At 52.8% G+C, this 25,229-nt stretch carries 32 protein-coding genes and 1 pseudogene; 15 read left to right on the top strand and 18 right to left on the bottom strand.

All coding sequences use genetic code 11. The features are described 5' to 3' along the window. Positions 1–26 precede the first annotated feature (26 nt). The 4 genes from QMX98_RS00580 to QMX98_RS00595 all read right to left on the bottom strand — a co-directional run bounded on the left by QMX98_RS00580 (position 27) and on the right by QMX98_RS00595 (position 1,767). Complete coding sequence (locus tag QMX98_RS00580; RefSeq protein WP_200617931.1) at positions 27–326, bottom strand: hypothetical protein; 300 nt, start codon at positions 324–326, stop codon at positions 27–29. 17 nt (positions 327–343) lie between these two features. Beyond that, a complete protein-coding gene (locus QMX98_RS00585; RefSeq protein WP_200617932.1) occupies positions 344–619 on the bottom strand; it encodes a hypothetical protein in 276 nt (91 codons plus the stop codon). Between the two features lie 390 nt (positions 620–1,009). Continuing rightward, positions 1,010–1,267, bottom strand: coding sequence for a hypothetical protein (locus tag QMX98_RS00590; protein WP_200617933.1), 258 nt, complete (start codon positions 1,265–1,267; stop codon positions 1,010–1,012). A gap of 62 nt (positions 1,268–1,329) precedes the next feature. Then, the gene (locus tag QMX98_RS00595) at positions 1,330–1,767 is read right to left on the bottom strand and encodes a hypothetical protein (RefSeq protein ID WP_200617935.1); all 438 of its coding nucleotides are present in this window, start codon (positions 1,765–1,767) and stop codon (positions 1,330–1,332) included. Positions 1,768–2,022: 255 nt separating this feature from the next. On the opposite strand from QMX98_RS00595, the gene QMX98_RS00600 reads away from it, so the two are divergent. The 4 genes from QMX98_RS00600 to QMX98_RS00615 all read left to right on the top strand — a co-directional run bounded on the left by QMX98_RS00600 (position 2,023) and on the right by QMX98_RS00615 (position 5,078). Next, complete coding sequence (locus QMX98_RS00600; protein ID WP_200617937.1) at positions 2,023–2,475, top strand: hypothetical protein; 453 nt, start codon at positions 2,023–2,025, stop codon at positions 2,473–2,475. Positions 2,476–2,554: 79 nt separating this feature from the next. Next, positions 2,555–2,995, top strand: coding sequence for a hypothetical protein (locus QMX98_RS00605; RefSeq protein ID WP_200617939.1), 441 nt, complete (start codon positions 2,555–2,557; stop codon positions 2,993–2,995). A gap of 362 nt (positions 2,996–3,357) precedes the next feature. After that, on the top strand, positions 3,358–4,152 hold the full coding sequence (locus QMX98_RS00610; protein WP_200617941.1) for an Ig-like domain-containing protein: 795 nt from the start codon (positions 3,358–3,360) through the stop codon (positions 4,150–4,152). 383 nt (positions 4,153–4,535) lie between these two features. Then, the gene (locus tag QMX98_RS00615; RefSeq protein ID WP_282410040.1) at positions 4,536–5,078 is read left to right on the top strand and encodes a hypothetical protein; all 543 of its coding nucleotides are present in this window, start codon (positions 4,536–4,538) and stop codon (positions 5,076–5,078) included. A gap of 649 nt (positions 5,079–5,727) precedes the next feature. On the opposite strand, the gene QMX98_RS00620 is transcribed toward QMX98_RS00615, so the two are convergent. The 3 genes from QMX98_RS00620 to QMX98_RS00630 form a co-directional block, all read right to left on the bottom strand. Continuing rightward, positions 5,728–6,744, bottom strand: coding sequence for a hypothetical protein (locus tag QMX98_RS00620; protein WP_282410041.1), 1,017 nt, complete (start codon positions 6,742–6,744; stop codon positions 5,728–5,730). Between the two features lie 510 nt (positions 6,745–7,254). Beyond that, positions 7,255–9,081, bottom strand: coding sequence for a phosphoadenosine phosphosulfate reductase family protein (locus tag QMX98_RS00625; protein ID WP_200617804.1), 1,827 nt, complete (start codon positions 9,079–9,081; stop codon positions 7,255–7,257). A gap of 59 nt (positions 9,082–9,140) precedes the next feature. Further along, the gene (locus QMX98_RS00630) at positions 9,141–10,241 is read right to left on the bottom strand and encodes a hypothetical protein (protein WP_200617798.1); all 1,101 of its coding nucleotides are present in this window, start codon (positions 10,239–10,241) and stop codon (positions 9,141–9,143) included. A 522-nt stretch (positions 10,242–10,763) separates the two neighbouring features. On the opposite strand from QMX98_RS00630, the gene QMX98_RS00635 reads away from it, so the two are divergent. Beyond that, entirely contained in the window at positions 10,764–10,988 is a 225-nt protein-coding gene (locus tag QMX98_RS00635; protein WP_200617797.1) for a hypothetical protein, read from the top strand. Between the two features lie 244 nt (positions 10,989–11,232). Then, positions 11,233–12,201, top strand: a complete 969-nt coding sequence (locus QMX98_RS00640) for a restriction endonuclease (RefSeq protein ID WP_200617796.1) — start codon at positions 11,233–11,235, stop codon at positions 12,199–12,201. A gap of 149 nt (positions 12,202–12,350) precedes the next feature. On the opposite strand, the gene QMX98_RS00645 is transcribed toward QMX98_RS00640, so the two are convergent. The 9 genes and pseudogenes from QMX98_RS00645 to QMX98_RS00685 all read right to left on the bottom strand — a co-directional run. Next, positions 12,351–12,557, bottom strand: coding sequence for a hypothetical protein (locus QMX98_RS00645; RefSeq protein WP_200617790.1), 207 nt, complete (start codon positions 12,555–12,557; stop codon positions 12,351–12,353). Then, complete coding sequence (locus QMX98_RS00650; RefSeq protein ID WP_200617788.1) at positions 12,554–12,781, bottom strand: hypothetical protein; 228 nt, start codon at positions 12,779–12,781, stop codon at positions 12,554–12,556. The genes QMX98_RS00645 and QMX98_RS00650 overlap by 4 nt, the downstream gene beginning before the upstream one ends. A gap of 45 nt (positions 12,782–12,826) precedes the next feature. Continuing rightward, the gene (locus QMX98_RS00655; protein WP_200617786.1) at positions 12,827–13,009 is read right to left on the bottom strand and encodes a hypothetical protein; all 183 of its coding nucleotides are present in this window, start codon (positions 13,007–13,009) and stop codon (positions 12,827–12,829) included. Positions 13,010–13,074: 65 nt separating this feature from the next. Next, positions 13,075–13,296: a hypothetical protein gene (locus tag QMX98_RS00660; RefSeq protein ID WP_200617785.1), complete on the bottom strand. Its 222-nt coding sequence runs from the start codon at positions 13,294–13,296 to the stop codon at positions 13,075–13,077. A gap of 314 nt (positions 13,297–13,610) precedes the next feature. After that, entirely contained in the window at positions 13,611–13,784 is a 174-nt protein-coding gene (locus QMX98_RS00665) for a hypothetical protein (protein WP_200617808.1), read from the bottom strand. Between the two features lie 207 nt (positions 13,785–13,991). Beyond that, a complete protein-coding gene (locus QMX98_RS00670; RefSeq protein WP_200617784.1) occupies positions 13,992–14,306 on the bottom strand; it encodes a hypothetical protein in 315 nt (104 codons plus the stop codon). 107 nt (positions 14,307–14,413) lie between these two features. Beyond that, on the bottom strand, positions 14,414–14,647 hold the full coding sequence (locus QMX98_RS00675; RefSeq protein ID WP_200617783.1) for a hypothetical protein: 234 nt from the start codon (positions 14,645–14,647) through the stop codon (positions 14,414–14,416). 47 nt (positions 14,648–14,694) lie between these two features. Then, a complete protein-coding gene (locus QMX98_RS00680; RefSeq protein WP_282410042.1) occupies positions 14,695–15,186 on the bottom strand; it encodes a hypothetical protein in 492 nt (163 codons plus the stop codon). A gap of 777 nt (positions 15,187–15,963) precedes the next feature. Beyond that, positions 15,964–16,194: pseudogene (locus tag QMX98_RS00685) on the bottom strand (integrase); the annotation flags it as partial. 63 nt (positions 16,195–16,257) lie between these two features. On the opposite strand from QMX98_RS00685, the gene QMX98_RS00690 reads away from it, so the two are divergent. The 7 genes from QMX98_RS00690 (at position 16,258) to QMX98_RS00720 (ending at position 21,254) form a co-directional block, all read left to right on the top strand. Continuing rightward, entirely contained in the window at positions 16,258–17,358 is a 1,101-nt protein-coding gene (locus tag QMX98_RS00690) for a hypothetical protein (RefSeq protein WP_282410043.1), read from the top strand. A gap of 1 nt (position 17,359) precedes the next feature. Further along, positions 17,360–18,160, top strand: coding sequence for a hypothetical protein (locus QMX98_RS00695; protein ID WP_200617780.1), 801 nt, complete (start codon positions 17,360–17,362; stop codon positions 18,158–18,160). Positions 18,161–18,332: 172 nt separating this feature from the next. Beyond that, a complete protein-coding gene (locus tag QMX98_RS00700; RefSeq protein WP_200617778.1) occupies positions 18,333–18,509 on the top strand; it encodes a hypothetical protein in 177 nt (58 codons plus the stop codon). Positions 18,510–18,533: 24 nt separating this feature from the next. Next, complete coding sequence (locus QMX98_RS00705) at positions 18,534–19,409, top strand: hypothetical protein (protein WP_200617776.1); 876 nt, start codon at positions 18,534–18,536, stop codon at positions 19,407–19,409. Positions 19,410–19,653: 244 nt separating this feature from the next. Next, on the top strand, positions 19,654–20,046 hold the full coding sequence (locus QMX98_RS00710; protein ID WP_200617773.1) for a hypothetical protein: 393 nt from the start codon (positions 19,654–19,656) through the stop codon (positions 20,044–20,046). A gap of 96 nt (positions 20,047–20,142) precedes the next feature. Further along, positions 20,143–20,697, top strand: coding sequence for a hypothetical protein (locus tag QMX98_RS00715; RefSeq protein ID WP_200617771.1), 555 nt, complete (start codon positions 20,143–20,145; stop codon positions 20,695–20,697). A 71-nt stretch (positions 20,698–20,768) separates the two neighbouring features. After that, positions 20,769–21,254, top strand: coding sequence for a hypothetical protein (locus tag QMX98_RS00720; RefSeq protein ID WP_200617769.1), 486 nt, complete (start codon positions 20,769–20,771; stop codon positions 21,252–21,254). Here the strand turns inward: QMX98_RS00720 and QMX98_RS00725 are convergent. Next, positions 21,198–21,710, bottom strand: a complete 513-nt coding sequence (locus QMX98_RS00725) for an Arc family DNA-binding protein (protein ID WP_200617767.1) — start codon at positions 21,708–21,710, stop codon at positions 21,198–21,200. The genes QMX98_RS00720 and QMX98_RS00725 overlap by 57 nt on opposite strands. Before the next feature lie 184 nt (positions 21,711–21,894). Here QMX98_RS00725 and QMX98_RS00730 point away from each other — a divergent pair, with 184 nt between their 5' ends. Both QMX98_RS00730 and QMX98_RS00735 read left to right on the top strand, forming a co-directional pair. Then, positions 21,895–22,494 carry a hypothetical protein gene (locus QMX98_RS00730; RefSeq protein WP_200617763.1) on the top strand — a complete coding sequence of 200 codons (600 nt, stop codon included), beginning with the start codon at positions 21,895–21,897 and terminating at the stop codon, positions 22,492–22,494. A 207-nt stretch (positions 22,495–22,701) separates the two neighbouring features. After that, the gene (locus tag QMX98_RS00735; protein WP_200617757.1) at positions 22,702–22,938 is read left to right on the top strand and encodes a hypothetical protein; all 237 of its coding nucleotides are present in this window, start codon (positions 22,702–22,704) and stop codon (positions 22,936–22,938) included. Positions 22,939–23,073: 135 nt separating this feature from the next. On the opposite strand, the gene QMX98_RS00740 is transcribed toward QMX98_RS00735, so the two are convergent. Continuing rightward, entirely contained in the window at positions 23,074–24,777 is a 1,704-nt protein-coding gene (locus tag QMX98_RS00740; RefSeq protein WP_200617755.1) for a DNA cytosine methyltransferase, read from the bottom strand. Between the last annotated feature and the right edge of the window lie 452 nt (positions 24,778–25,229).

Here is a 25,229-nt window from a genome sequence, read left to right on the forward strand (position 1 = left end):
TCAGCGGTGAATCTTAAGTGGAAAGCCTAAGCCTTGAAGATGCCCAGTCGGCGCACTTGGCTGCGTTCTTCAGCCCTCGTCATGGCCTCATCAAACTGCCTTTCAGGCAGCCAATAATCCTCATCGCTGCGCGCTTGCGAGCCCGAAGTAAAAAGCCACGAATCGCTTGCCTTCCGATAATACGGGCGAAGGGTGTAGATAGTCATAATCCCGTCCGGGCCGTGTCGTGCGACGACATAACGAGCGCCGTCCTCCGGTTCTGGGGAATGTTCAAACTCCGGCAGTAGATCTTCGGCGGTAATGTAGCTCCGTGGCTCACGATTCATTTTCGGTCCTGCTTTGCTTATTGCTCGACGGTATTGCCATGGTCGGTCAATTCCCCGAAGCTTTCTGCACGTCGCGCCAGCGCGCGTTGCATGTATTCAATTGCCTGTTCGAGCTTGGCAACGGCCCAATCCGGGCACGGTGTTGAACTAGGCTTTTCAGGGTCGTTAACCCATGATCGGACTGTGCGCACTGCGCAAGGGCGGCCAGTAACCGCTGCAATCAGTTGAGCACTTTTGGCCTGGGTGATCCCGTAGTCTTTCAGCAGTTGTAGATAACGTGTGCGATTGTCCACGCGTCCCTCGCTTAATCTGAATAGGCAATCTTGCCTATACAAGCGAATAGGCAAGATTGCCTACTCATCCAATACCCGAAGCGGCCCCAAATGCTCGGCCTTCTACGCACGCGGCCCCATGTTTAAGGTGGGGCTTGATAACCTGGTGCGAGCCTTTCCTAGCCGCGTCGTGTTGTGCGTCGGGCACGACGGGCAGCCTTGCGAGATGCTTTAGATTTCGGAGAACCACCACGGGTAGCTGCTGGTCGATCCTTGAGAATACGACCTGCAAGACTGCCTATGGCGGCTGTAGAACGAATCATAGAGTCCGCAAGCGATTCATTAATGATCATTGGCTTTTCTCTTGTTGGTGTAGCTGGTTGGGGACCTTGGCCGTTCCGAGATAACTGCTTACGCGTTGGGTAGTCGTTCGACGAGTAAGACCTTCACCTTCTGTCTTGGGTCATGCACTGCATCGTCGCCATTGAGAAAGTTCCAGAACCGTTCGTAGGTAACTTCAACATCGCGAAGGGTTTGGCATTGCGTGAAACCTTCATTTGACAGGGTGTCGATTACCTCTTCACGCGGCGCTTCCAGCGAGAAGGGCGGGACCAGTGATAGCGGGGCGGTGGTGGTGTCGATCGCTACAGAGAGGACGCGAAATTTCATCTGGGTTTCCTAATCAGGGCTGCACGGATCGGAATGTCTAACCCGGGCAGGCCATGGGCGGGTTACGTTGTGAGGGAATATGCCCTAAGACTGTTCGCCAAGCGGTGCGCAGTATATGCGTCGACGTCCATGCAGAGGACCTCGGTGTAGTCGGGTCGGCTGATTTCCAGGCGTACCCCCTCGCGGTATGGATCACCATCAGTGTTGTGAACGACCCGGATTATCAGACCGCTCTCTGGGTCAACGCGATTTGTCGATGCGCCGGCCCGCTCTTGATAGGAGACAACTCCATTGCTGGTGGGCGCCAGCTTTAGAAGGTCAGCGCCGAGGGCCTGAGCTTCTTCAGCGCTCAAGGCAAGGGAGGCGCTCTCGCGAAAAGAATCTTCGTAGGCCAGGGTCGCACCATTCGCCTGGATGATGAGCGTCAGTTGCGAGCGATCATCAGCGTCGCGGTTCCAGCTGAAGTACGTCGAGACTTTTGCGTCAGTGAGAACTTGCATGTCACGGTCCTGGTAGGGGAACTCATTGAATCGAAGGTCTCACGATCCCGGGCAAATGCAAGTTTGCCCAGGGCGGGATAGTAACGGGAGCCAGTCCCCTTCGGCGCTGTGTCTGAACCCAAAACTGGGATGAACTCGACCCTCTCCTCCCTATGGCTCATGAGACGCTTGTTCTATCAGGCCGGCGACATGGTCAGGAGAAAGTGCCCGACCAGAGTGCGGCGAACTCAATCTCTCCCCTCCCAGAGACGCAAGATGACAGGATTGAAATCACTAGAGCGACGGGTGATCAGCTGGTTGCTGTCAGATGACACCGGCGCATCGAGCACATCGATTTGCGCCCACATGCTTGGCGAACCGTGCGAGGGCTACGCCCCGTCCGATTGCTCAGATCTCGGTCGCTGTCTGCGCCTGCTGGACTTGGTACCCGAATGGGCACCGCGGGTACACGAGATGGCCGCGTATGGGCCTGACTGGAAAGGGCTGATCGCGCAATGGGACCAGATCGTTTCCCTGTACCAACATGAAGGTGGGATCCCCATCAACGAGCGTCCCCGTTCACCCGAGACCTACAGGGCCATGAAATTGGCCATCGCCGAAGGCTACCGTAATGACCCCAACTACGAGTGCGTATTCGGTAGCGATGGCACGCTCACATGGTCCAGGCGGATCACAGACGAATCGGAAGAGGACGAACAGGAGGGTTGATGGCGGCCCGCCTTGTTCTCACCTCTAGACCTTTCCACCAAGTGCACCTGCGCAGTTTCCGGTGTTACGAGATGATTTTATGACACGCAATATATTGGCTTTGCCATTAGTAATATTCGCTTTGGTAGTTGGAGGCGTGACTGCGTACTCCCTGTTTCATATAGACACTGTTGAGGATGTTGATCTTGAACGTCAGGGGGTAGGGCAGTATATCGCTCTCAAAAAGAAAGTTGGGATGGTGGATTACGAAGCAACTATTTACGTGAAGGTTGCCGATTCGTCAGTAGGCCAATTTGGTGTTGTTCAGTTAAATGGCAAGGTGGAAGGGCTTGGATCCAACATCGCGGGGCAGGCTGTTGATTTTGTATCTACCGATAAGGACTGTGTCGGTACAGATTTCCAACTAATTAACTGGAAGTCACATGCGGATTTGATTATTCAACCTGGCGGAGTTCCTAGAACTTGCCACATGCATGGTTTTCTGAAAGATAATCGCGCTCTAACCCGGGTGGATCAATAAACATGGCTTCACTTATTCGCTATTCCCTCTGTGTACTGACTATGTTGGCCTTTTCGTTTACAAGTTTGTGCGCGAGAGCGTACATCTGGGACGGTATTCTCTATCCTCAGACACCGGGTACGACTATAAGTATGCCATCCCAAGTGCCTGTGGGTTACAGCGAGATAAACGCTACCATTACATTCCCGAGTCGTGTTGGGAATGCTTGCACTGCATCAGGTATGGGGAGAACCCCTAATATTGGCGCCAACATATTATGGCGTCCGAGAGGCTCCTCCGGCTTATTCACTGTCGCCACCGTTATTGTTGATGGTTCTATCGGCGGGTTTGTTTCCTGTGGCGGGGCATCCAGGACGGCTACTGTGACGATATTTCCTGATAGCGTCATCGGTGGCCCTACTGTCCCAGGAGAGTACGAATTTGCAGTGGTTGTTGGATGGCAACTATGTCAAAACTGCAACACTATCGATGATTATTCAAACGTTGTAATCGTCTCTGTTGGGGTGACAAACACACCTCCGACAGCGGGAAATGCTTCTCTGGTAACTAATGAGGACACTGTTGGTGCCGTCGGGCTGCCTATCTACGATCCTGACGCAGGTGATTACCACTCTTTCCAAATTCTCGGCGGGCCGTCAGTCGGAACTGCGTGGTTATCTGGGAGTGTGCTTTATTATTCTCCTCCGGCGAACTGGAGCGGTTCCACGTCTGTAACTTACAGGGCAATCGATTCAAAGGGAGCGCCATCTAACGCCGCGACGGCGTTCATTACCGTAAACCCCGTTAACGACCCACCCGTGGCTAATGCAAAATCCCTTACCTTGAACGAAGATACCTCCGGCAGCGTGCAGCTGAGTGGTTCCGATATCGACTCACCGCCGCCGACGGTTTTTCAAATCGTAAGTGCGCCGCCAACGACTCAGGGAAGTGTGAGTATTGTCGGGAACGTGCTCACGTTTACTGGTTTTAAAGATTGGAACGGGGTCACCAGCCTCACCTATAGGGCCCAGGATAATCAGGGCGCCTGGTCGTTACCGGCAACGGTGCAAGTCACAGTTAACCCGATCAACGATGCCCCTGTGCTCCGAACGCCTCTGAAGATTGAAGCGCGGGAGAGTCGACCAGTTACGATCAAAGGTGTCGTCAGCAAGCAATAGCGCCAGACATCCCGCTGTCACATTCTGACAGCGGGCTTTATTACATAAACAAACGGCCATTCCGCTTTTCGAGGCGCTACACGCAACAGTCGCTCAATGACGACAAGGCCAGAAACGGTATGTTAGTGGCCTTGGGTGCCAGTCGAGGAGGGAGGAGTGACCATTTATGCGAGATTAAATCACCCCCTTGCCGCCAATCACCACCAGGTTATACTCGCCCTCAGCCATCAGGCACCCTCCAAAAGTTTCTTTCAAATCGAGTGTTCGATCTGAATGAATGGCAGTTCAACTGCCGCCACCAGCTGCAATGCAGCACATCCAAAACCCTCGCGGGATGCCATCCCGCTTGGGGTAGCTCCGCGAGTATTCTCAGGAGCTATACCATGCTTTCCAGAACTCAGAAATTCACTGCTATCCAAGGTGACGTTGAACTGACAGCCGAAATCAGCCCATGCGTGTTCATGTATCAGGGCTATGGCTTGCAGCTCACAGTCACACTGCCTAAAGGCGGAAACACGATAGTCGCCCGAAAGGATATTCCGATCGAGACGGCTACTGAGCAAGACTGCCAAGCGCTGCTGGAATCCGTAAGGGTTTTGCCGTGCAATGTCTGCCAAAAGCCTGCGTTCGACCCATCTTCCTGCAGCACCAATCGCGATGGTAAGTGCGAGAGCTGCTTCATGGCCGAGCTCAACGCTGCCTTCGAGAAGGAAACGAAGAAGGAGGATGCCAAGCTCAAACGTGACGACGCCAAGTTCAAAGCTCGTGGCTACACGCATCGGGTTCACGCTTGGATTCATCCGGCGAGCGGTTCGGACTACGAGCTCATGATGTGGATGATCAATCCTACCCAGGAAGAAATCACCTCTGAGTTGAAGAAGAAGAAAAGTGTCGATACGACTGACTACAAGTTGATCGAGCTGTAGCAATACCCAAAGGCCATTCCCATCTCGGGGGTGGCCTTTTTTGTTGGGGGCTTGCATCTCCTGAATTCCGTGGAGAATACAAATCAAAGAGGCACACAAAGAGCACGAGCTCACCTGGTGCCGAACAGTTCCTAGACGACCAAATAGTGGCCACTACTCAGTGTGGTGACGTAGAGATACGTCCGCGGCGATCAGCTACACCGCCGTGGGGGTCCGCAGAAGGTGCCCCGGATTCCAGGGATGAGAGAATCCGCAAAACAGCTGCAGGTTAGATGGACTTGAGGTTCGTTCCACTCAGTAGTTGCGCAGTAATGAGCAGCGAACGGCACGGGCAAACCACCTCCACCCTCGATGAGGGTCCGCTATGGGAACGTAGCGTCTCGGAAACGGGAGAGTCCAGGCAAGCCCGACCGCCCCTCCAGTCAATGGGGCAATGATTTGATGAAAAAGCCCGGCTTATAGAGCTGGGCTTTGTCGTTTCAGGGCGAGAGGCAAAGCGTTCGAGAATTAAATTTGTCGTAATCAGATCCTGAAAAATTGCACTGTACTTTGCCGGGTCTATTAGGTCTCAGCGAGCACTCGGCCCCGTTTACTTGCCCATAAATTTTTCGATATAGGCAACAGGGCCAACTTGGGAGTGGTCTCCTAGCTAAGCGACTAATATTGCTTCTGCAATTGCTGATGCCGAGGCAATAAGAGCATCCATATTTTTTAGATCTTGGTCAGGCCACATTTGGTTACGCAGCGCAGCCGACGCCTCGTTTAATACGCCTTCCACCATGTCTGGAATAAATGTCTTTCCGAGTGCGCGTGGCACTACGGCGAGCCTAGGGGAAGCCTCATCATACCATATATACCCATGGGGAGCTTCATAACTATGATCCCTAGAGTAATCAAAATTAAAACCATCTCGCCAATTCCCTTCTAGGGTTGAAACCCAAAAGGTAGGGTAATGGATTTCTAGTATTAAATTTCGATGGATCACATCCAGCTCTTGAAGACTTGCCAATAACGAAGAGTTCTTATTTGACATATTTTTGCGCTGCTCAGTTAAACCATCGCGAGCTTCCACTATATTTTCATAGACAGCCTTTCTCATGGCTGTCGGGTCTGCATAGCTCTTTCCGATAGCTCGAGTAATGAGCAGGTAAGTACTGTATCCATATGCGACTCCCAAATGGGCATCATACCCCCATCTTGATAGTTCAAACATTTTCTTAGATACTTCGTGCGCGTCATTCATCAATCGTAGGGTATCATCGTCGCTTATTTTTTTACGAGCTTTGCTTCCGCCTTTTACATAATTTGCCATGATGGTAAATAGCACAGACCTTACTGACCAAAAATAGTTAGTTATAGCTGTTTTCTCGTGATCTTTTAAAACTCTTCCCATAATTGAATCTAAATTCGAAAGAATGCTGAGTATTTGGTCAACCTTTTTATTTATTTCATCAAGTTCTATCTTGATATCATTCAGGTCGCTCAGAACTTTGTTTTGAAATAGCAGCTCACTAATTATTCCAAAACCTTTCACGACAACAATGGCGCCGGCTATGTAAGGGTTTTCTGGCAAGGCCATCAGCGTTTCTAAAATTTTTTCTAAATCACTGGCAGCATTTTCATCGACCCGTAACGCTGGGTAATCTTTAGGTGCTTGGTTATTCATTGTTTTTACTCGCACTGCCAGTACAGTTACATGGGAGTGGGCAATTTGACCCTATTACACATCCACCCACGTCACGGCCGTCCGTGTAGCAATATTGCCTACACTGGGCTCCTCGGCAGTCGTCACGACAAAATCTTCCGCCCGGACAGGATGCGATGCCGCTTTCCGATTTTGGGCTGCTGCATCCGGCCATTACTGAAATGAATAGACTAAAGCCTATTAAGCACCAAAAGTTCATAATGAAATCTCCTCAGAGGTTCCGATTATTGTAGTCCTGCTTAGAGATTCGTTCCCCCCACGACGGCAAATCCGGACGAAGTTGCACTTAGCCGATTAGAAGGCTTACCGGCAGGCGGGTAGTTTCCAACAACTTGAAGTCGTCAAGCGGTAGTCGCGCACAGCTTTTCTATTATGAATCACAAGGAATCGCGATCATGATTAACTGCGCCGAATAAAAATACAGATTCTGATTTGGGAGAATTTGGAGCGAGCTGAGGGCGATGGCCGCCCTTAGAAGTCCATCAGGAACTGCCCGTTATCACAACGCGGCGCTAATCGTTTACGGTCCGCTGAAGCTTGCTTGGAGCTACCTGAAGAAGCTGATACGCCCCTCAGCTTGGCGATCAGGGCATCAGGGTTGTTGAGGATCTCCCGGAGCCCGTGGCGGTGCAGCTGGTTCCCGATACGCAGCATGCGGTCCCAGGCTGAGTGACCACCTTTCTTGAACGATACAACGCCATAGCGCAGCAGATAGTGCAGGGCCTGTGAGGGATAGACGTCCTGGTGTGGGCCGTAGTACTCGAGGGCCCGGTCAAGCTCAAACTGGTAGAAGAGCTCAACCCCTTCATCATCGAGATCGAACTCGTTCGTCTCATTGACGTTGGTGTAGTAGATGCCCTTTTTCAAGAGGGTGCCCTGGCAGGACAATTCATCGTTTACCGATCGCAAACCCTCATACATGCCGTTGAACTCAGCATCGGCGAACGGAACCTCGATGGACCGTGAAATGTCGAGGTCCGACCGTTGAAACTCCGTGTACTCAGCAGGAAGTGAGTAGCGTTTACCCTCTTCGAAAATGGCTCTGTATTCGGAGAGGGCAGTGAATGGCCGCTGATACGAGTACCTCGACCAGTGCAGATCGATGGCCAGTACCTCCTTCATGCCCAGCAGCTGGAACCGGGCAGGACATTGGTTGCGCTGAGACCATTCAGCCTCATCCGCGTCGATGGTCAGGGCGTAGCGCAGCAGGTCCAGACACAGGTCAGGGGAGTAGGCATTGGCGGCAATCTTGATATGCCCGTTCTCAGGGTTGACCGTGCGAGCCAGCCAGTTTCGGCCTTTGGGATCGTAGTGGCGGGATTTGAGGTAATTACGGAAGTCGTTTAGTGGCTTCATCCAGTCGTATATGCCCTCCTCATGGCTCAGCATGTTTTCCATGCTTTTGTCCGTGCTCACGCGCAAGCACATCCAGCAGCCATGGCGGGCGCCGCATGAGGTTTTGCGCTCAGCACCGCCGTCTCGGATCATCACGTTCACCATGCAATCACCCGCCGAGTCCCGGTAAACCTCGGTCAGTTGAGAAAAGTCCGAGTAGGTCTGCAGACGCCCATTGGTGACTTGGGAAAGGAACGTGAAAATATCCAAGGTCGTAAAATCAGCTATGGGACTCATGATCCAGTTGGGTTTTTCGCCCGGCTTTGCCATGTTCACAGGAAGGAAGGCGCTCTCCCCACGGGCGGCCATATTGCGCCCACGGACAGCCGATTCATCCCGACGCGTGCCGATCAGCGTAACGATGGTATCGCTTGCAAAGTCGCGTCCCATTTCCTGCTCGATGACGGCCTTGATCTGGCGCTTCGTACGATCCATCGGTGACGCCTTAATTTGCTGTTGGCATTTGGCAGAGTTCCCGGGCAATGAAGCGACGGTGCGACCACCGATGATGGAGACCAGCCAATTTTCGGAAAGGTTGGGACTGCAAACCCAGATGCGTACAGGAATACCGTGCTTTTCGGAGTAGGCCTTCAGAGCGCGGATCTCGTCCTTGCTGTATGAGTGCACTCGAGGGTTCTCGAGGAGTGTGTCGCTGTTTAACACTTGCAGTTCCGGCACTTCGAAACCCTCAGCCTTCAGCTGCTCCATTGCCTTCAGTGCAATCGCCAGTGTGACCGAGCTATCTTTTCCGAACGAGCTCGCCACGATTAATCGCTTACCAGCAAGAATCAGTGATTTGATCACTGCAATGGCTTCGTCCACCTTCTCCGCAAACGAGCGCTCGATGATGGGCGACGCCACTGGGGCGGCATCCTGGAAGAGGGTGGAAGCGATCAATTGCATGGTCAGAGCCCTGAAGATGAAGAACACCTTCAGGGTATGGACGATCGCAAATATGCAAGTTAGATCACGCCGGCTTCCTGCAGATCGAGGGTATCGGTGCGCCGATTTGCACGCATCGGCGGGGAGGAGGGCGCTGCATTGAACCGCATTGAGGCTCGATCCACGGCAGAGAAATAGCAGTGAACATCGGGAGCCGTCTCTTTCACCTCATCAGCCAAGGCTAAGACAAATGTGACAAGGGCCAAGCCGTCCTCGAGCTTTTGACCGGTTCCGACCCGCGGCCCGTCTTCGAGTTCGAGGATCAACCCACCTGAGGTTTGTTCACGGAGGAGCCGAACTGAACGCCCGAATCGTTCACGCAATCGCCTTGTTAAGGACCCATGGTGATGGGTACCAGTGTGTTCCAAAAAGATCGCAAGCAGGCTGATCCGTTCGTACACGGTCAGCCAATGACGGCGATTGTCGTCCTCGCGTTGACCATCACGGGCCGCCACGCGAGCGTCAAAGTCGCTGATGCTGATCGACCCTGCCTTGACCTCTCGTAGCCATCTTTCGTCCTCACGCCAAAGAAATCTTCCCCGCAGTGCATACAGGTACTTGTCCAAGTAATGGATCTGTCCATGCGCCGTCAGGTGGCGAACCTGCTTCTCTATGTCGGCCTGGGCATCGAACATGAACTCAGGCTCAAGGGCATCCATCAGCGCGTTGAGCTGGGTTGCGATTGCTACCGCATCCTGTAACCACTGGAGCAGGTCGATGGCGCGAAACCTGCCCGCGGTGAATTCGAGGGGACGCCTCGGCCCCCCATATGGCAGGCCCCTGGCCCTCTGGACAATGTCTGGCAGCGTGTTGGGGAGTCCGATAACGAAATTGAATCTGTCACCCAGCTGCTGGCGGTTCGTTGCAGACCAGGTGCGCGACCGTTCTTGTACGCTGGTCACGGCAGGGAGGTTCTGGACCAGATTGGCTGTCCGACTGTACTGACTGTGGGTGTAACACAGGTCCCGCCCCGCCGGGAGCTCGAACCAGCCAGCCTCGATCGCCTCGAGCACAGCTTCGACTCGATGGTCACCTGGCCGGGGCCGCTCTTCCTTGGATTTGCGGTACGCAATGGCCGCAGCGATAACAGCGTCCGTGGTGTGTTCTTCACATAGGTGCATCACAGGTGTCCTGGAGACGATTCATGTGATGCATTGTCCTTGACTTAGCGCATATGCAAGCCCGCCCGGGAAGCCCTCTTAGAAGGCTCGGAGGCCTTTGGCTGGCGGTGGCGTTCTCCACATGCTGCTCCAGCTTAAGAGCCCTCACCCGCGCCGTTAATTGGTACCGGATCCCGGGGCGGATGACCTCCTTGCATATTCCCAGATCAATGGAAGATGGGAGCGACACCGGTGGCTTCTTCAACACGTCCAGCTCCGATGGTGGGGGAGGATTCAGCACTAGCGACAGTCTTTAGTCACACTGAAGCGAATTGCGTCGGGGGTGGGAAGCTTGTAGACCTTCCCACCCCCGATTTGGTTGAGCACAGGGCAAAGTTGGTAATGGTGAAAAACGACTGATAAAGGTGCAACCTGGTACGCAATCGTGCTTGGCTAAGATTGCCCCCCAACGGCCGAGCACCGAGGCTATTCTTAGAGCTTGCCCGGAACCACGGATCTGACGCTTGTCGATGGAGAACCTTCATGAGTCAAATCGAAACCCCAGAAGCTCTCAAAGCCCGCAAGCTTGCCGAACTGCGCATTGATCTTGCCCGTGCTGTAGCGGAGAAACAGCCGGACCTTCGTATTTGGAGGCAGGGCCTGATCCACGGTCGGCTGTTGGAACTGGAGTCGGCTGGAGTGCTGTCCAAAGAGGACAGCGATGTTTTTAGCCGGGAGGTCCAGGCGACAATGGATGCTGCAGAGTGACTCGTTGCTGCTAGCTCTGCATTCCCCGTGTATCAAACGTTTCACGCTCGTCTCGAAATAGTGAGATCGTCAATTGCATGTTCCGCGACTGTAGAACCAGGTCGTTGACGCCCTGTCCTGCCACCAATGTTAATTCCTGAACCGAGGGTCACGTCTCTCGTCGCTACCCTGCCCAGGGAACCGATTGCCGGCCTTGATCCGTCGCAATTGACCATGATTGCTTCTTCACTCAATGGAGCAACATATGGCCAGACGGCGCAAAACTACAACCCTTGATGATCTGCTCAATATTGCGATGAAGATGCCGCTGTGGGCGAACCTAGTCATTGCTGGTGGCTCGTTTTTCTTTTTACGGTATTACGGTGGAACAGAATTACCCATGTTGTCAGTGACGCCAGGCAGTGACGTTGGCTCCGCGATCGCACAACAAATCCTTCGGCTGTTCGCCTATATCGGGCAGTACGTCATCCCACCGGTGTTTCTGCTTGGTGGAATCCTTGGGTGGATTCAGCGAAAAGTGAGGGCAAGAAAATTCAGCCGCATTGGGTCGGCGCAGGAGCCAGGCGTTGCTATCCGCAACCTCACCTGGGAGCAATTCGAGAACATGGTCGGGGAAGCCTTGCGTAAACAGGGGTTCACTGTTCAGGAGACCGATAAGGGGCCTGATGGTGGAATCGACCTGGTGCTGCGTAAGGGCAGGGAGGTGTTCCTTGTCCAATGCAAGCAGTGGCGAGCCTCGAAAGTGGGAGTTCAGGTCGTCCGCGAGCTTTATGGCGTAATGTCTGCGCGTGGAGCGACTGGAGGGTTTGTGGTCACCTCCGGCGCCTTTACTAATGATGCCTGGAGGTTTGCGAAGGGGACCAATTTGCAGCTGATTGACGGCAAGCGGCTTATTCAGTGGTTCAAGAAGCCCGAGGTGGGCAGGGGCGTTCTTCCAGCAGAAGATTCTTTGGAAGAGGCCGACCGCGCAACGGTCAGTCTAGCGTCGCCTGCACCTGGCGATGCGTCGAAGGCCTGCCCGCCTACTTCGCATTCCAGCAATTCCCCAAATTGCCCTCGGTGCGGTGGTGGAATGACTGGCCGATACCCGCGATCCACCAATGGTGCAATAGCGAACCGTGTATTTCTTGGGTGTCTCAATTTTCCCTCGTGCCGGGGTACCAGACCGCTTGAAACCGAGGCGGTTTCTCAGGACACAAATAAGACCTTTTGAGGGGGTAGCAAGAAGGCTCTGAAGGCACATTGGTAAAGCGTTCAGGGACTGTCCCCAGCCAGCATTGTTGGGCAATGAACGCTTTCCTATGTAACTTCACGAGGGTCGTCGACCCTCGACTTATGTCAGTTTGTGGTTGGTCCGTCGCCTCAGTATTTTTCGGCTTCACCCTGAGGCCAAGTCAAATACGCGGTAACAGCACCAAACACGACCACTCCTGTGAACCAGATCCAGCCTTTCACGGTTGCAAGATCAGTCGACGCATGACTGATCAACTCGACATAAGGTGCCCAAAAAAAACTAAAAAACACCATAGAGGCCAGCACGGCTAAACAGCTAAGTGCAATTTCTCTCATGATTTTTCCTCGTCGTGAAGAGCATACCAAAGAAACGCTTGCGCACCGAAACCAGCAACCCCGGCAAAAGCGCCAAGTGTGATAAGTGCCCCCGAAGCAAGACAAAGGCCCAACAGAGCCAACCCTCCGCCGAAAGCACCGATCATCATTGGTGTCCTGCGGATCCACCGTGTTTGATGTTTAACCTGAGCGATCAATTGCCGCTTCAAATCTTCATCGCTCATCCTTTCTAACTCCCTGAATAGAGTGTTGTGTCGCCATCGAAGAGCTCACTTGAGCCCGTAGTTGCGCTTGAGTTCGACGATACGAGCTGCGCGCCGCTGGTGGGCCTGGGCGTTGACCTGATCGGCCTGAATCGCGCCGTAGGCAACTGCAGCGGTGTACTGCTCGTTCTGCTTCACTAGGTCGACCAGTTCCTGGAGCTGATCTTGCATTTCTTCGTAGATAGCCATGGATTCTCCTATGGGTTACGAGCTGGCCAGCGGCCAAGCAGCAAACCCATATGTCGCATTTTTCCTCAGTTCCGGATGTAGTTGCGCGAGCACTTGCAGTTCTGCTCGTAAAACGACACCGCGTCTTCGTCGGTCATATTGGTAGGGCAGGGCTGCAGGGTCTTCATCGAGTGGATGCAGGAGCAGCCATCTTCGAAATATGCCCGGTTGAGTTTGAGGCGTTCTTGTTCCTTCAACTGGTAGTTTAGCTCCTCCCCAGTCGTGGCTTTAAAGTTGACGTGTTTCAAGATCCTCTCCTTTTCCGCGGACGCGAAAGTCGGCGCCCTCTATTGCCAATGCCCGCAATGCAGGCGAGTGTTCCTCGAGGTTTATCTTCTACGACCAGTCCGGATGGTTGGGGTCGATTGACGCCCTGTGCTGGGTACGATCATTTCCTTGCCCGTATCTATTCGAGCAACGATCCAGTTGCCGCGGCTACCGCAGTCTGTGATCTCAACCGTGCGCACTGAGAAAATTCCCGAATCATTAGTGGACGCGATATGCGCCCAACTGATTCCCAGGTCCCACACAGGGCCGAGTTCGGGAGGTACCGCGAATTATCCTAAACCTTGACGATATCCAGTTTGTAATCGCACATCCAATCAGAACCTGCACCGCCATCGTCGGTTACTACGCCATTATCGAGCTGGTTACGATACTGTTGCTCGAACTCTTCCAGCGATACGCACAGCATGGCCTCTAGATCAGCGTCAGAGACTTCAATTTTGATATTCATGGGTATCCCTATGCTGACCGGCGTTCGCCCTGCAGTCGCTTCAAGCAGCGCTTGCAGGTCACGTGATCAGCGTAAATTGTAAGATGCTCAGCATCAAAGTCGGCCTGGGTGCCACACGCAATTTCCGATTCGCCTTCGGGATCTGCCTCGGTGGCTGCACAGGTGATTACTTCCAAATGCACTCGACGCGTCATGCTTTTTACCTGCTCACTCGCTCAGTAACGCCTGCCCGGCAAAGGACAGCGCCAATGGGGATCGGAACTCACCACCGTTGTCCATAGCGTCGGAACACGCCTTCAGAAGTTGCTGCGCCAAATTCATGGCCTCTCGCGCATCAGTGATTTCGACCTGCAGGTAATCCGGATAGCACGATTTCCCGTCAATGACCTGCTGCCCTTCACCTTGAATGAAGAGGAGCTGGCTATCTTGTCCGGAAACCTTCAAAACAGCTTCGAGTAACTCCGGGTTGACCTCGGGAATCGCGTCACAGATCTGGGCGGTAATCTCTTCGGTTGCCTTCATGGCTGCATCGACTCTCTGTGGTGCTTTTGATTTTGAATTGGGTAATAAATCCGCGCTATTCACACTGTCAAAACCCGCTTGCGCGGGTCGTGGGTGACGGCCTTTGGCTAATCTTCCAAGCCAGTGATGCCATCCCCTTTCCAGAGGCGGTCAGCGACACGGCGAATGCGGGCCAAATCTGCTTCTTTGGTAGGCAGGCTGAATAGGTTGTCCACGAACTCGTCTTGGGCAATCTCACGGCAGAAGTCCGGGCGGGAGTAGCCAGACTTAAGCAGGTTGGAGTACTTCTCTTTCCCTAGCAGCCGCTGAGCTGCTTCGTCGAACTGGGCCTTGGTGGTCACGTGAATTTCCTTTTCTATTCAGGTGTGGGATTTCAACAGTTTTCACTTCACCGCGCCATGCCAACTGCTTTATCAAGCGCCGCATTAAACAGTTCCGTAACATCAGTGCCGTCCTTTAGAGTTTCGACAAACTGGCCTTTTTCGACTTTCAAGAACACCGTAAAGCCTGTGACGTTGCAGGTTACCGACTCGGGCATTTTTTCGTCATCGTAGGCTGCGCAATGCGCGGCGGAAATGGCTTTGATGAAGTCGCCGTTTGCGAAGGCGTGATGGATAGTGAACCCGCCCGCCGGCTCAACAGGACTAACCTTGTTTTCGACCAAGTCGTAGATTTCTTCAGAAGTGAACGACACGCGATACACCAACCCCTTGTCGATCAGGGCGCTGAGGCAGTTGCGAACTTTCATACCGTCATTCGATTTGGTGACGTTGAGAGCGGTCACGGCTGGGACGATGCCTGTGATCCAGTTACCATTGCCAGCGGTGATTGCGTCCAAGATTGCCTTTTTGATCAGTTGGTTGCGTTGGGCCGTGTTCATTTCTGTTACCTCATAAAGTCAGTTCAATGAGGTTATGATGAGGTCGCTAAACTGCAACACCCTCGAGCTTGTCATCGATCGGCCGGTAGAACTTGGCGCGAATATCGCTTATCGCGCGAACCTGTTTCACGTATGTTTCAGCTACAGTCATGGCCTTGCCGCAAGCTCTCCGCAATGCCGCACTGCTTCCAGTTTGCGAAATATGCGTAATTATGCGGAAATTCCTAATTTATGGATTTCAGCCTAAAGGCCCATAATGACCCCAGAAACCAAGGACACGCTTCTCTTCCCTCGCACCTACCTGGCTGGGACAAAAAGAAATTAATGAGAAAACAAAGAATAAACTGAGACAAGAAGCTGTATTTGACCGTACAACTGGTGTGTCCGAAGAAGGGAGGCCTACGTTTCGTTTACGGTCTAAAAGCTGCTCCGAAGAGGCCAGAATGAGTGGCAAATATCCGACCGTTTTTCTCGCTGCATAGATAGGCTATCAAGCAGATCATGGATTTTCACATAGTTGCGCATAAAGTCTTTTTAAAAAACTAAACCAATAATCACGATTTTTTAACATAAAAATTCAAGTATTTATCATCTTTCGTTCTTATCAAACCTTGCAAGCATGGCGAACTTGCGCGATACATCGCAGCCAATCTGTTACGTCGACCAGTTTAACCCTAACCCACAACTCAAAGCGGACAGTTCAGCAGCCATATAAAGCTCCACTGATCACCGCCTACTCCGATGGTTCGATGACATCCATAGATAGCGACCTTACTCTTAAATCCCTAGATATCGAACGGTGCTCTCCAAGGCGTATGGCCGAGCAGCAGTTGAACCGCCCGCAGGTTCTCCGTCCCGCGATAGGTCAGTGATGCCTTCCTACGTCACATTGTGTGAGCGCCATACATGGCCAGATAAAGGCAAAGGGCTCTCCCCCAACCTTTGACGATACAAGTATTGCCGAGTGGAGTGATGGTCTGAGGTATGCCGTTGAGTCGGAAAAAGGCATGGCCTCGGGCAGATCACTCTACACTCTAGCGAAGGACAGACCATCAGCGCAGATACATAGCCATGGCGAACAGAAAGACAACCCTGTCTCCATCCCAAGTGAACGCAACACTTGGCAGTGCAAATTATTATGCGGAATTCAAGCAACCGCCTGACGCACCAGAATCCGAAAACACCCTGAAAGAACTAGACGGACTACTCTTCTGGCAAATCCTCGTCACAGAGGAAGATGGAATATTTGTTCATATGTACTGGGAGTCAAAATACAAATTCGATATTTGCCGAGCCACACTCTCTAGAACCATGAACTCCCAACCCTTAAACCATGGGCATATCGGCACTCCAAAGTCAAAACCAAAACCAGCCTGGAAAAATATAAAACCAATAACACTCATACTGACCATGGCATCAATTATTGGAGCCGCAGAAATAATCCACAACAGATACGACAAGCTCTTCGCGGAACCCCACCTACTGATAACAGCCGTTCATGGAGATGCTCAAGCAATTTCAAACGAGCAAACATTAGCAATCATTCAAATTGCCAACCAGGTCAAGACGGAGCACACAAATGTTAAAGTTACAGCAAGTCTAATAGCACCTAAAAAAAATAAGATCCCTTTAAAGATAGAACCACAGGATATTCCAGAGATATCAGGAAACACAGCCTTTCAGGCTAAAATTACGATACCTCCACTAGAAATGGGTGACTACGGTATTGAAATTTATGCAACAGCCAAAGCAGGTTCCTGGCAATTCAGAAGAGAATTCATTCAAAAAATTCCGTTAAAAGTTTGGCCTAATACTCCCCACTCGACACTAAATTTCACCAAGCAAAAAGACTCAACAATAAAAATTGTAGGGGTCATAGTAATTGGCCCACCTGCACCACACGGTATTGACTGCGCGATGGACTTCCAAAAGGCGAAAAACTTAACCTTCGCCCAAATTTTTGACTTGACATCGAGCTATAGAAGCCTGAGGTGGAATAGCGTAGGAAACGACCAAGATGCGATATCAAAACTTAGTTGGTCCATCAACCCAATACCCGACGGGAAAACCAGAATTAAATTAACCACCTACATATCATCAGTGGACGCTGAGCCACTAAATCTAATTGAAAATAACTCAAAAATAACTTGCCAATTTCGAAAGGAGGCATGAAATGAACCATGCACCCACCGCCAGACTGGCAGCCTGCATACCCCTCATTATCGCAACCAACCAAAGCAATGCTGACACTCTATCCGGCATTGTTTATGACTATGGCCAAGGACTCACAAATACCAGCGGAATTGAGTTAGTGTTGATAACTGTCCACGACCACAAACAAAAAACACTAACCAGCGGAATAACGGACAAGAATGGTAGATACAAAATAGAATTGCCAGCAGACATATCCATGCTCAAATTTCTTGGTGCAACAATACACTATCAAAAAATTGGCTATCGATCATATCCAACCATAAGACCACTACTAGACAGAGAAGAGAAACCAGTCCCTCTTGCGAAAGAAAATGCTGACTCCAGCTACTACGAATCCGTTGCGTTGCAATTAAACAACTCGGCATTTATAAGAAGCTCCAATGTCGACTCTGAAATTGCCTTAATATCCAGTCTCCCTGAAGGCAGCCGGACAAAAATATCCACCTACCTAGATAACAAAGCAGAACCATGGGTCATCGAAAAATTGAACCAAGCAAATAGTACGCGAGATGCAACCCTAAAGATTAATAATGAAATAATCAAAGAAAATAAATTTAACCACATCAACGTAATCGCCTACCCTAACTTCCCCACCACAGGGACGGTCTGGCTGATGGGCGTCGTTAAAGAGGATTCAACCAGGAAATCAATTGAGGAACTAACAACAACCATAAACAGGCACAGAGTAAAAAATGACATAATCACAATTCATGAAACTGCACACAGGGACTCCAAGCAACCTAAGGATGCTTTGGAATAACGGAACGAAAGCAGGTTGAAGTTCCGTAGTTTTTTGCGTTTGCACCCGAATCCATTTGTGGACGAGGTTCGCGTTGAAGCTATGGCTCAGCGAGATGTTGGCAATCGAGGCACCAGCAGGGCGCACTCTTGAATGACTTGGACCTTGAAGGATTTGGAGTAGGAACGGCGTTGTGGCTGCATGTCTGCAAAATGCGGCGACGATCTTCGCACCTCGACGCAAGGGCAAAACCACCTTTCTCATCAACGACCTGATACCCATTGCCAAGGCACACGGTTTCATCGTTGCCACGGCTGACCTGCGGTTTGACAAGGCGCACCCAGAGCGGGTGATTGCAGGCGCGTTTTAAGAGGCCATCCACGGTGCCGGCTTCTTGCGACGCAACTGGCTGAAGCTCATGCGACCTGGCTCTCTCGTGCAGTCGGTAGAGGCCGGCGCCGGTACCGACGACGTGACGATGATGGCCGAGCTGGCGAAGGAGGGTGGTCTGAACCTGCTCGAGCTCTTCGAGCGCTTCCGCAGACTCGGAAACGGCAAGGCGTTATTGATCATCGACGAAGTGCAGCACCTGGCGAGCAAGAAAGATTTCGAGGATCTGACCGTTACGCTCCGCTCATTGCTGCAGCAGGCTCACGGCGAAGTTTTTGAAGTGTTCACCGGGTCCTCACAGGACGGCCTACATCGCATGTTTCGTCGCACCAAAGCACCTTTCTACCAGTTCAGCCACGAGATCCAATTTCCTAATCTTGGTTTGGAATTCGTGCAGCATCTGGGCCAGCGATTCGAGGAGATCACCGGACGGCAGTGGGACGTAAATGCCGCTTTCGAGCGTTTTGCTGCCCGGGTATACATGCCCAAGTACATTCGCGACGTGTTCTTGCTGTGCCTCACTGAGGGACTCAGCGTGCGAGATGCGGACCATCGAGCCTGGGGCACCATGACGGACGAAGGCAACTTTGAAAACCTGATTCTGGAGATGGCTCCTCTGGATTTCTCCGTACTTATCGGACTGGTGAGGGGCATCTCGGTTTTCTCTACCGAAGGACGCGAGTGGATTGGCAGCGAGATGCCCGGTGGCCACGTACCCAGCGCCGCGACTGTGCAGACTGCATTGAAGCGCCTGCAACGCCGCGACCTTGTTGGGAACATCGGCCACGGTGAATGGGCAATTGAGGACATCGCGGCTGAGGGTTACTTGCGTCGGAACTTCGTGGACATTGACCCTCCACTCGGCCTGGACACTAATTGACAGTCTACTGCTCGCCGGCGGCCACAGGTGCAGTCATTTGTAGGGGCAGCATCTAGTACTTACGTCTGATTGCGGCTCTTGCCGCGGTTGGACGGTTAAGGCAACATTTGAGCCTCTCACGAGCCTAGATTGTCTGGGTCCGTATTGAGCTGGCCACCAGCACTCATCGCGCAAATCTGCGCACACCAACCCTCGCGGGGCTTTGTCCCTGCCGGGTCAAGCTCCGTCCAAATGGAGCTTCGACATGTCAAATTCCAATATGAACTACCACGAGATGAAACAGGCGATCCTGCGGGGCCTGGTGCATTCCGGCTGGATGGCCGTGGAAGAGATCAGCATGAATCACACCTCTGCAGTGGCGAAGAAGTCGTTTCAAACCGCGGTGGGTGAGCGGACCGCTATTGCCTACTTTACGGACGCTCCCGACGAGTGCTGCAAGCTCGGCGGCGAGTACACCAGTGAAGGCAATAACGTCCTCAGCACAACAGGGTTCTTTGTCTGGTACCACCAACACCCTCGGAGTGAGGTGACGCCAGAAGATCTGTTCGCCGGCGCCGTCGAGTTCTCAAAAAAAGCTGAGGTACGGATCTCCGATACCATGCCGATGCGATTGATGCGTCAGCGTTCTGCTGAATAGATCCCAAGGCCCGATCGGGTCCTGCGTCATAAACCCAAAAACTAATTGAGCCACGGCCCATTGCGGGCTGTCGCTCAGGCATCTTGGAGTTGGATCATGAACCTTACGCAGATGATGTTCGCGCTTGGGGACTTTTTGGCGAGCTGTGAGCTAAAGCTGCTCGCCGCTCAAAAGGAGCATGCTGTCTCAGAAATATGTCGTGATCTCAGCGGCGCAATTAATGTTTGTGCGTACATTGGCTTTATCGCCCGTGACAAGGGGACAAAGGGCCTGGCAAATGCCATCTGCCCCCTGCATGACAGAGGTATCGCCGATGATCATCTCGTTCCTGGCCTGGAGGCCGCGGGCTTGATTGATCTCAGGATAGAGCTGCAGAAGCGGATCCAGCAGATCCGGCTTCGCCTGATTGTGGATGAAATGGCGGGGGCGCCTGATTTGGTTTCCAACACACTTGGGTATCTGCGCACATCCAATCCCGGACTCTTCGAGGAGAATGCCTCAACGCCCAATCTTGATTCCTTGGTTGAGGAGCGTGCGGTGCTGATCGGTCGTGCCATGAAAATGGGCACCCTCGAGATGAAGGTGAAATTCTGGCTGGGCCTGGGTGTAAACCCTGATCAACTCTACGGGTTGTTTGTTCAACCGAACTGAAGCCAATAGCTACAAAACCCATGCGGGCCAAGGCCCCGCTGGGGTCATGGCTCGCTCAATTGGAGAGGAGCATGACAATTACTGCAATCAGCCGGGTTACCGTTGCCCTTGGTTACGATATCGCTACCAATCAGCCTGTCATCCGTCACTGGATCGACAGGGAGGAGGTAATCGATACAGATGGTGCTCACCTGTTCGTAATGGTGGGCAAGAAGCGGGGAGCGATATCTATCCGCTACAAGCTTCACCCTCTTGAAAAGGAGGATGAACGCGCATTACAGGGTGGGCCATACAGCGATTTCAACCGGTCCTTTACCACGTCAGCTGCATCGACGAAATCGATGCAATTCCCACCAGCTGCAAAATTTAAGACATCGGCGGGGTTCCCCGCCGAGAGTCTTTTTTGGCAAGCCTGCCTTCCCAAAAAAGATTCTTCTGAAAACCGTGTCGCAGCGTTACCTGGTACAGGCCAAGGCGCCCAGCCGGGCGCCGTGTTTACGTCAAGCCACGTACGAGTTGTCCTGATGATGCGTTTCAACGCAGGCGTTTTGCAGTGAGTGGATATCGCGTTGATCATTAATCCAGCATTGAAGTGCCTTCAGCATCCACGTCATCATGGACATCTGCTTTAACCCCGCCTCTATTGCTACCGCATCCCGAATGCCGTCTGGAAAACGGACCGTGGTCGAATGGTCCCCGCGCATTGCGGAAAGGTCGATATGAGGAACCCCAACCAGAATCAAGCTGGCCCGGCCTTCACCAAGATGGTTCACGTAAAGCTGACGGTCGAATGCAGTCCTTTGGTTTCCGTCCAATGCCTCAGCTACCGCCATGATTATTTCTGAGTTGATGCTCCGGCTGTGGCTTCTCGCGATTTCATCCAGGGCGTCAATGATGATCGAGTGGGTGGTCAGGACAAATTTATCCGCTTTACGTGAGTCTTGCACCCGCCGGCAAGACCGTGGCGGAAGGGTTGCTGTATGGGCCGTGGTAGCCATGGATAGAGCGGTCATTGGGGGCGTCCCTGCGGTAAGGTTCGTCGAAGGTCATGCGAGCGGACGGCGGAGCAGACCATGTAGTTCAAGTTGCGTGATGGGGCAATAGTAGCGAGGAGGTGCCGTCAATGACGTGCAGTCTGCCCCTCTGAAAGGGCAGAAAGAGTAACCTTGCCTATCCCGGGCACAGGAGGAGCCACGAATGTCCACTTACTCAATTGCAGATCATGCCCACCGATTCGCCGTATGGGCCGCTGGGCGTGCCTATTCGCGTAGCGGGGGGGACGGAGGAGGGTACTCCGTTAAGTACGCGCAGACGATGCTTGAGGCAGCCGGTATGCGGGACATCAACACGCCAACGGATCTTCCAAGTGCGGAGGGAATTGACGCGTTCGTACATGAGCGAATCGAAGCCGTATGTGCGGCGCGACCGGCGACCTATGTGCACCACAAAACCGGAGAGCACTTGAAGTTTCGGTGCACTTATGGCCGTGCGCAGAAGCTTGTGAACGTCTACCTGAAGTCCAAACTGGTCTGCGGTCGCTACCACGATGACGAACGCGTTGAGCGTCTGCATCCACTAATTGACAGTGTACTGCTCAAGGGGTTGAGCGCGTTCAGCGAAAGCGTTGCTGGCCAGGTTCAGTACGCGGAGTTTCAGAATAACCTTCTCGATGCCCAAGCTTTGGGAAGTTCCTGGGTAGTCTTCACGCAAACCACCTATGAGGCTTACATAAAGGCGTTCAAATCTTTGCAGAAGGATAAACCCTTGTGGGCGATTGAAGAGCACTGGGTGCTCTAAGGGCTCGAACGGCGTTTTCTGTCGATTACCGAGCGAGAGACATCCTGGTATCTGGCTGGTGACTGTCACAGTCCCGTCTGGGCCGTTGCCGGGGGCAAATACCGTCCAGAATTAAGTGGCAAGTAGTCACGCTTTGCCTGTCTCCCGCTCACAAGCGGATATCAGGGGCTGAGAGCGATTGGTCAAAAGACTCATAGGTAGTTCGGCATGCAAACCTTGCTTGATAAGCGACTTCAGCGCCTCAACCGCATTAAGCTGGTGTTGCTCGTATTTGAACTGGTACTCCTTGTTGTTTCCGGGATGTATGTGTCTCAACAAGAAGGATCACCAACGGTCATGTGGGCGGTGAATTTTGGCCTGCTCATGATAGCTGCGGGCGCGCACTATGCTGTTTCGTCACGGATTGACAAACTCAAGTACCAGGCGAGTGGGCAAAGATTTTAAGGTAGGCCGGCAACCGCGATGAGCATCTTTTCGCGGAAGGGAAAACGCTTCCCGCTGGGAAGAATGGCACGTTAAATTCTTGGAGGGGGAGGACCTTACAACGGGACCTCACAACCCTCCAGAAGGCTGGCTGCTTCAGGCAGCGATGGCTTCTCGCTGTCGAGCCTTCCATGGATCATTCGCACGAGCCAGTCTGGCCATCTGCAACGGGCTAACGGAGTTCCCGACCAGATGGCTTTGCTGAGTCTTATTCAACTCCCGGCCGTCGTGCCCTCGATCGATGATATAGCTCTCGGGAAATCCCTGCGCACGATACAGCTCACGTGGTTTGAGCATGCGCAGGCAGATGTCGATCATCAGGTACTTGGTGCCATTAACATCAACGGTTACCAGCGCCAACTTATCTGCAATGGTTGTCTGAAGTGGGAGGTTTGAAGCCTTTCCATGCTCCACCATAAAATCCGCAACTCGCAGAGCGCCGGCCATTTGTTCCTCGGTAATTTGCAGGCCGAGGTCAGAAGCAACTTGCATCAGTGATGCGGTTGCCAGCTGCTGTTGACTGCCCGCGCTGGTGATGGTGCTAAATGGCGCCAAGGCGCTATGAGCGGGGGTCGTATTCTTGCCGCCATTGGCCTGGACAATGATGGGCGCCACGAGCGAGAAATGACCACCTTTGACCTGCGCACAAATGGTTCGCAATGGACTGTCGGCCGGCATGTTTCGCTGGTGGGTGGCATTGGCATGCTCGGAGATAAATGGCGTCAACAACGGCGAGCCCAACATCAGTTCACCACGGTTGGCGCCGGTAACGGTCCGCATTGGTTCATCAATGCTGTGAAGGCGCACGGCACCCTGGTGAGTGACCGGAACAATAAATGGTCGTCCGTTCAGGACAAACTTCTCGATGCCAGTGGCGATCCGAACATTCGTGGTTTTTACCAATGGCCGGCTTCGCGCCCAGATGCTCGGACCAAGATCGGTCCAGTCGATACACTCAGCAGCGGTGCGGTACGGCAGTTGCCCCTTTTTCGGCTCGGCCGCGTGTGACGCCTCCGGCCATACAATGGGATGGCCGTCACATCGGGCCATCAGAAATAGGCGTTCGCGAGTGGTCGGCGCACCATCGTCACAGGCGCGGGAGATGCGCCATTCGACTTGGTATCCCAAGCGTCGCAGGCTTGCGACGAAATGATCCCAAGTGCGATTCACAGGGCTGCCGTGACGTTTGTACTTGCGACGCTGCTTGCGACGGTGGAGCGCATTGCCGGTGAGCTTGCCTTTATCTGGTACCAGAAACTGTTCGTGACGTGGGACGTGCTCGCCTAGTTTGGCAACAGTGCCATCCAGTTTGATGACTCGACCGGTTTTAGCGCATCGCTTTGCAACCAGTGGGCTCCAAAGCTGCATCTGGCGAACATTTTCCATACTGATCGTAATCGGGCGGACCTTGCCGGCCCATTTGATGATTACCCAACCGAGGTCGCGGATTTCCTTTTTACGCGACTGGCCACCGGCCGCCTGGGAGTGGTGAGTACAGTCAGGACTAGCGTGCATAAACCCAATTTGGCGACCGCGGCAAGCCTTGACCGGATCGACGCCCCACACATCCGTTTGATAGTGCTCAGCATGAGGGTGATTTGCAGCGTGCATCGATATGGCTGTGGGGTTGTGGTTTACGCAAATGGTCACCTGCCGGTTCAAACCCATTTCCAAGCCGGTCGAGGCGCCACCACCTCCAGCAAACAGGTCGACAATGATCCAGCTGTCAGAGTCGTCGAGCGCGAGGCCGTATTGGGTTGAGAAATCGATGGTCGGGAATTTTTTTGGGAAAGAACTCATGCTGTAAACACCGCTGCCAGGTCAGAGGAGGGCGCGACGCCCGTTTCTGATCCAGATCTTCCATGCGTTCCCAAAACTGCAACTTCAATGCTCTTCGCGCGTAGTGCCGATTGGACCATGCACCAGGAGCAAAACAGAAGTTTCGTTTTCTTCGTCGGGTGCGAGAATACCCGCATGATCTTTATGAGGAGTGATCTGTGGGCAGCATCAGGTTTTTGGGATTTCTCGTTTGGGTTTGGGTCGTGGCGTTTTGGGCATTCCCGCGAGTTTATTCAGCTGCGATGGTGATAGAGGATGGAACCCTCGTCGGCATGCCGCCGGAGGTTCCCCCGGTGTCAGGATAGTTGTCGCCTCTCCGATTTTTCCTAAAAAAGCATATCGGGGGCGGAAAGAGACTGGTCGTGCCGTACTATTCACCTGAACGCAGAGCCGCATTACTTAAAATGCTGCTT

This window comes from Pseudomonas sp. PS02303 (genome assembly GCF_029959925.1).
Taxonomy (GTDB): domain Bacteria; phylum Pseudomonadota; class Gammaproteobacteria; order Pseudomonadales; family Pseudomonadaceae; genus Aquipseudomonas; species Aquipseudomonas mandelii.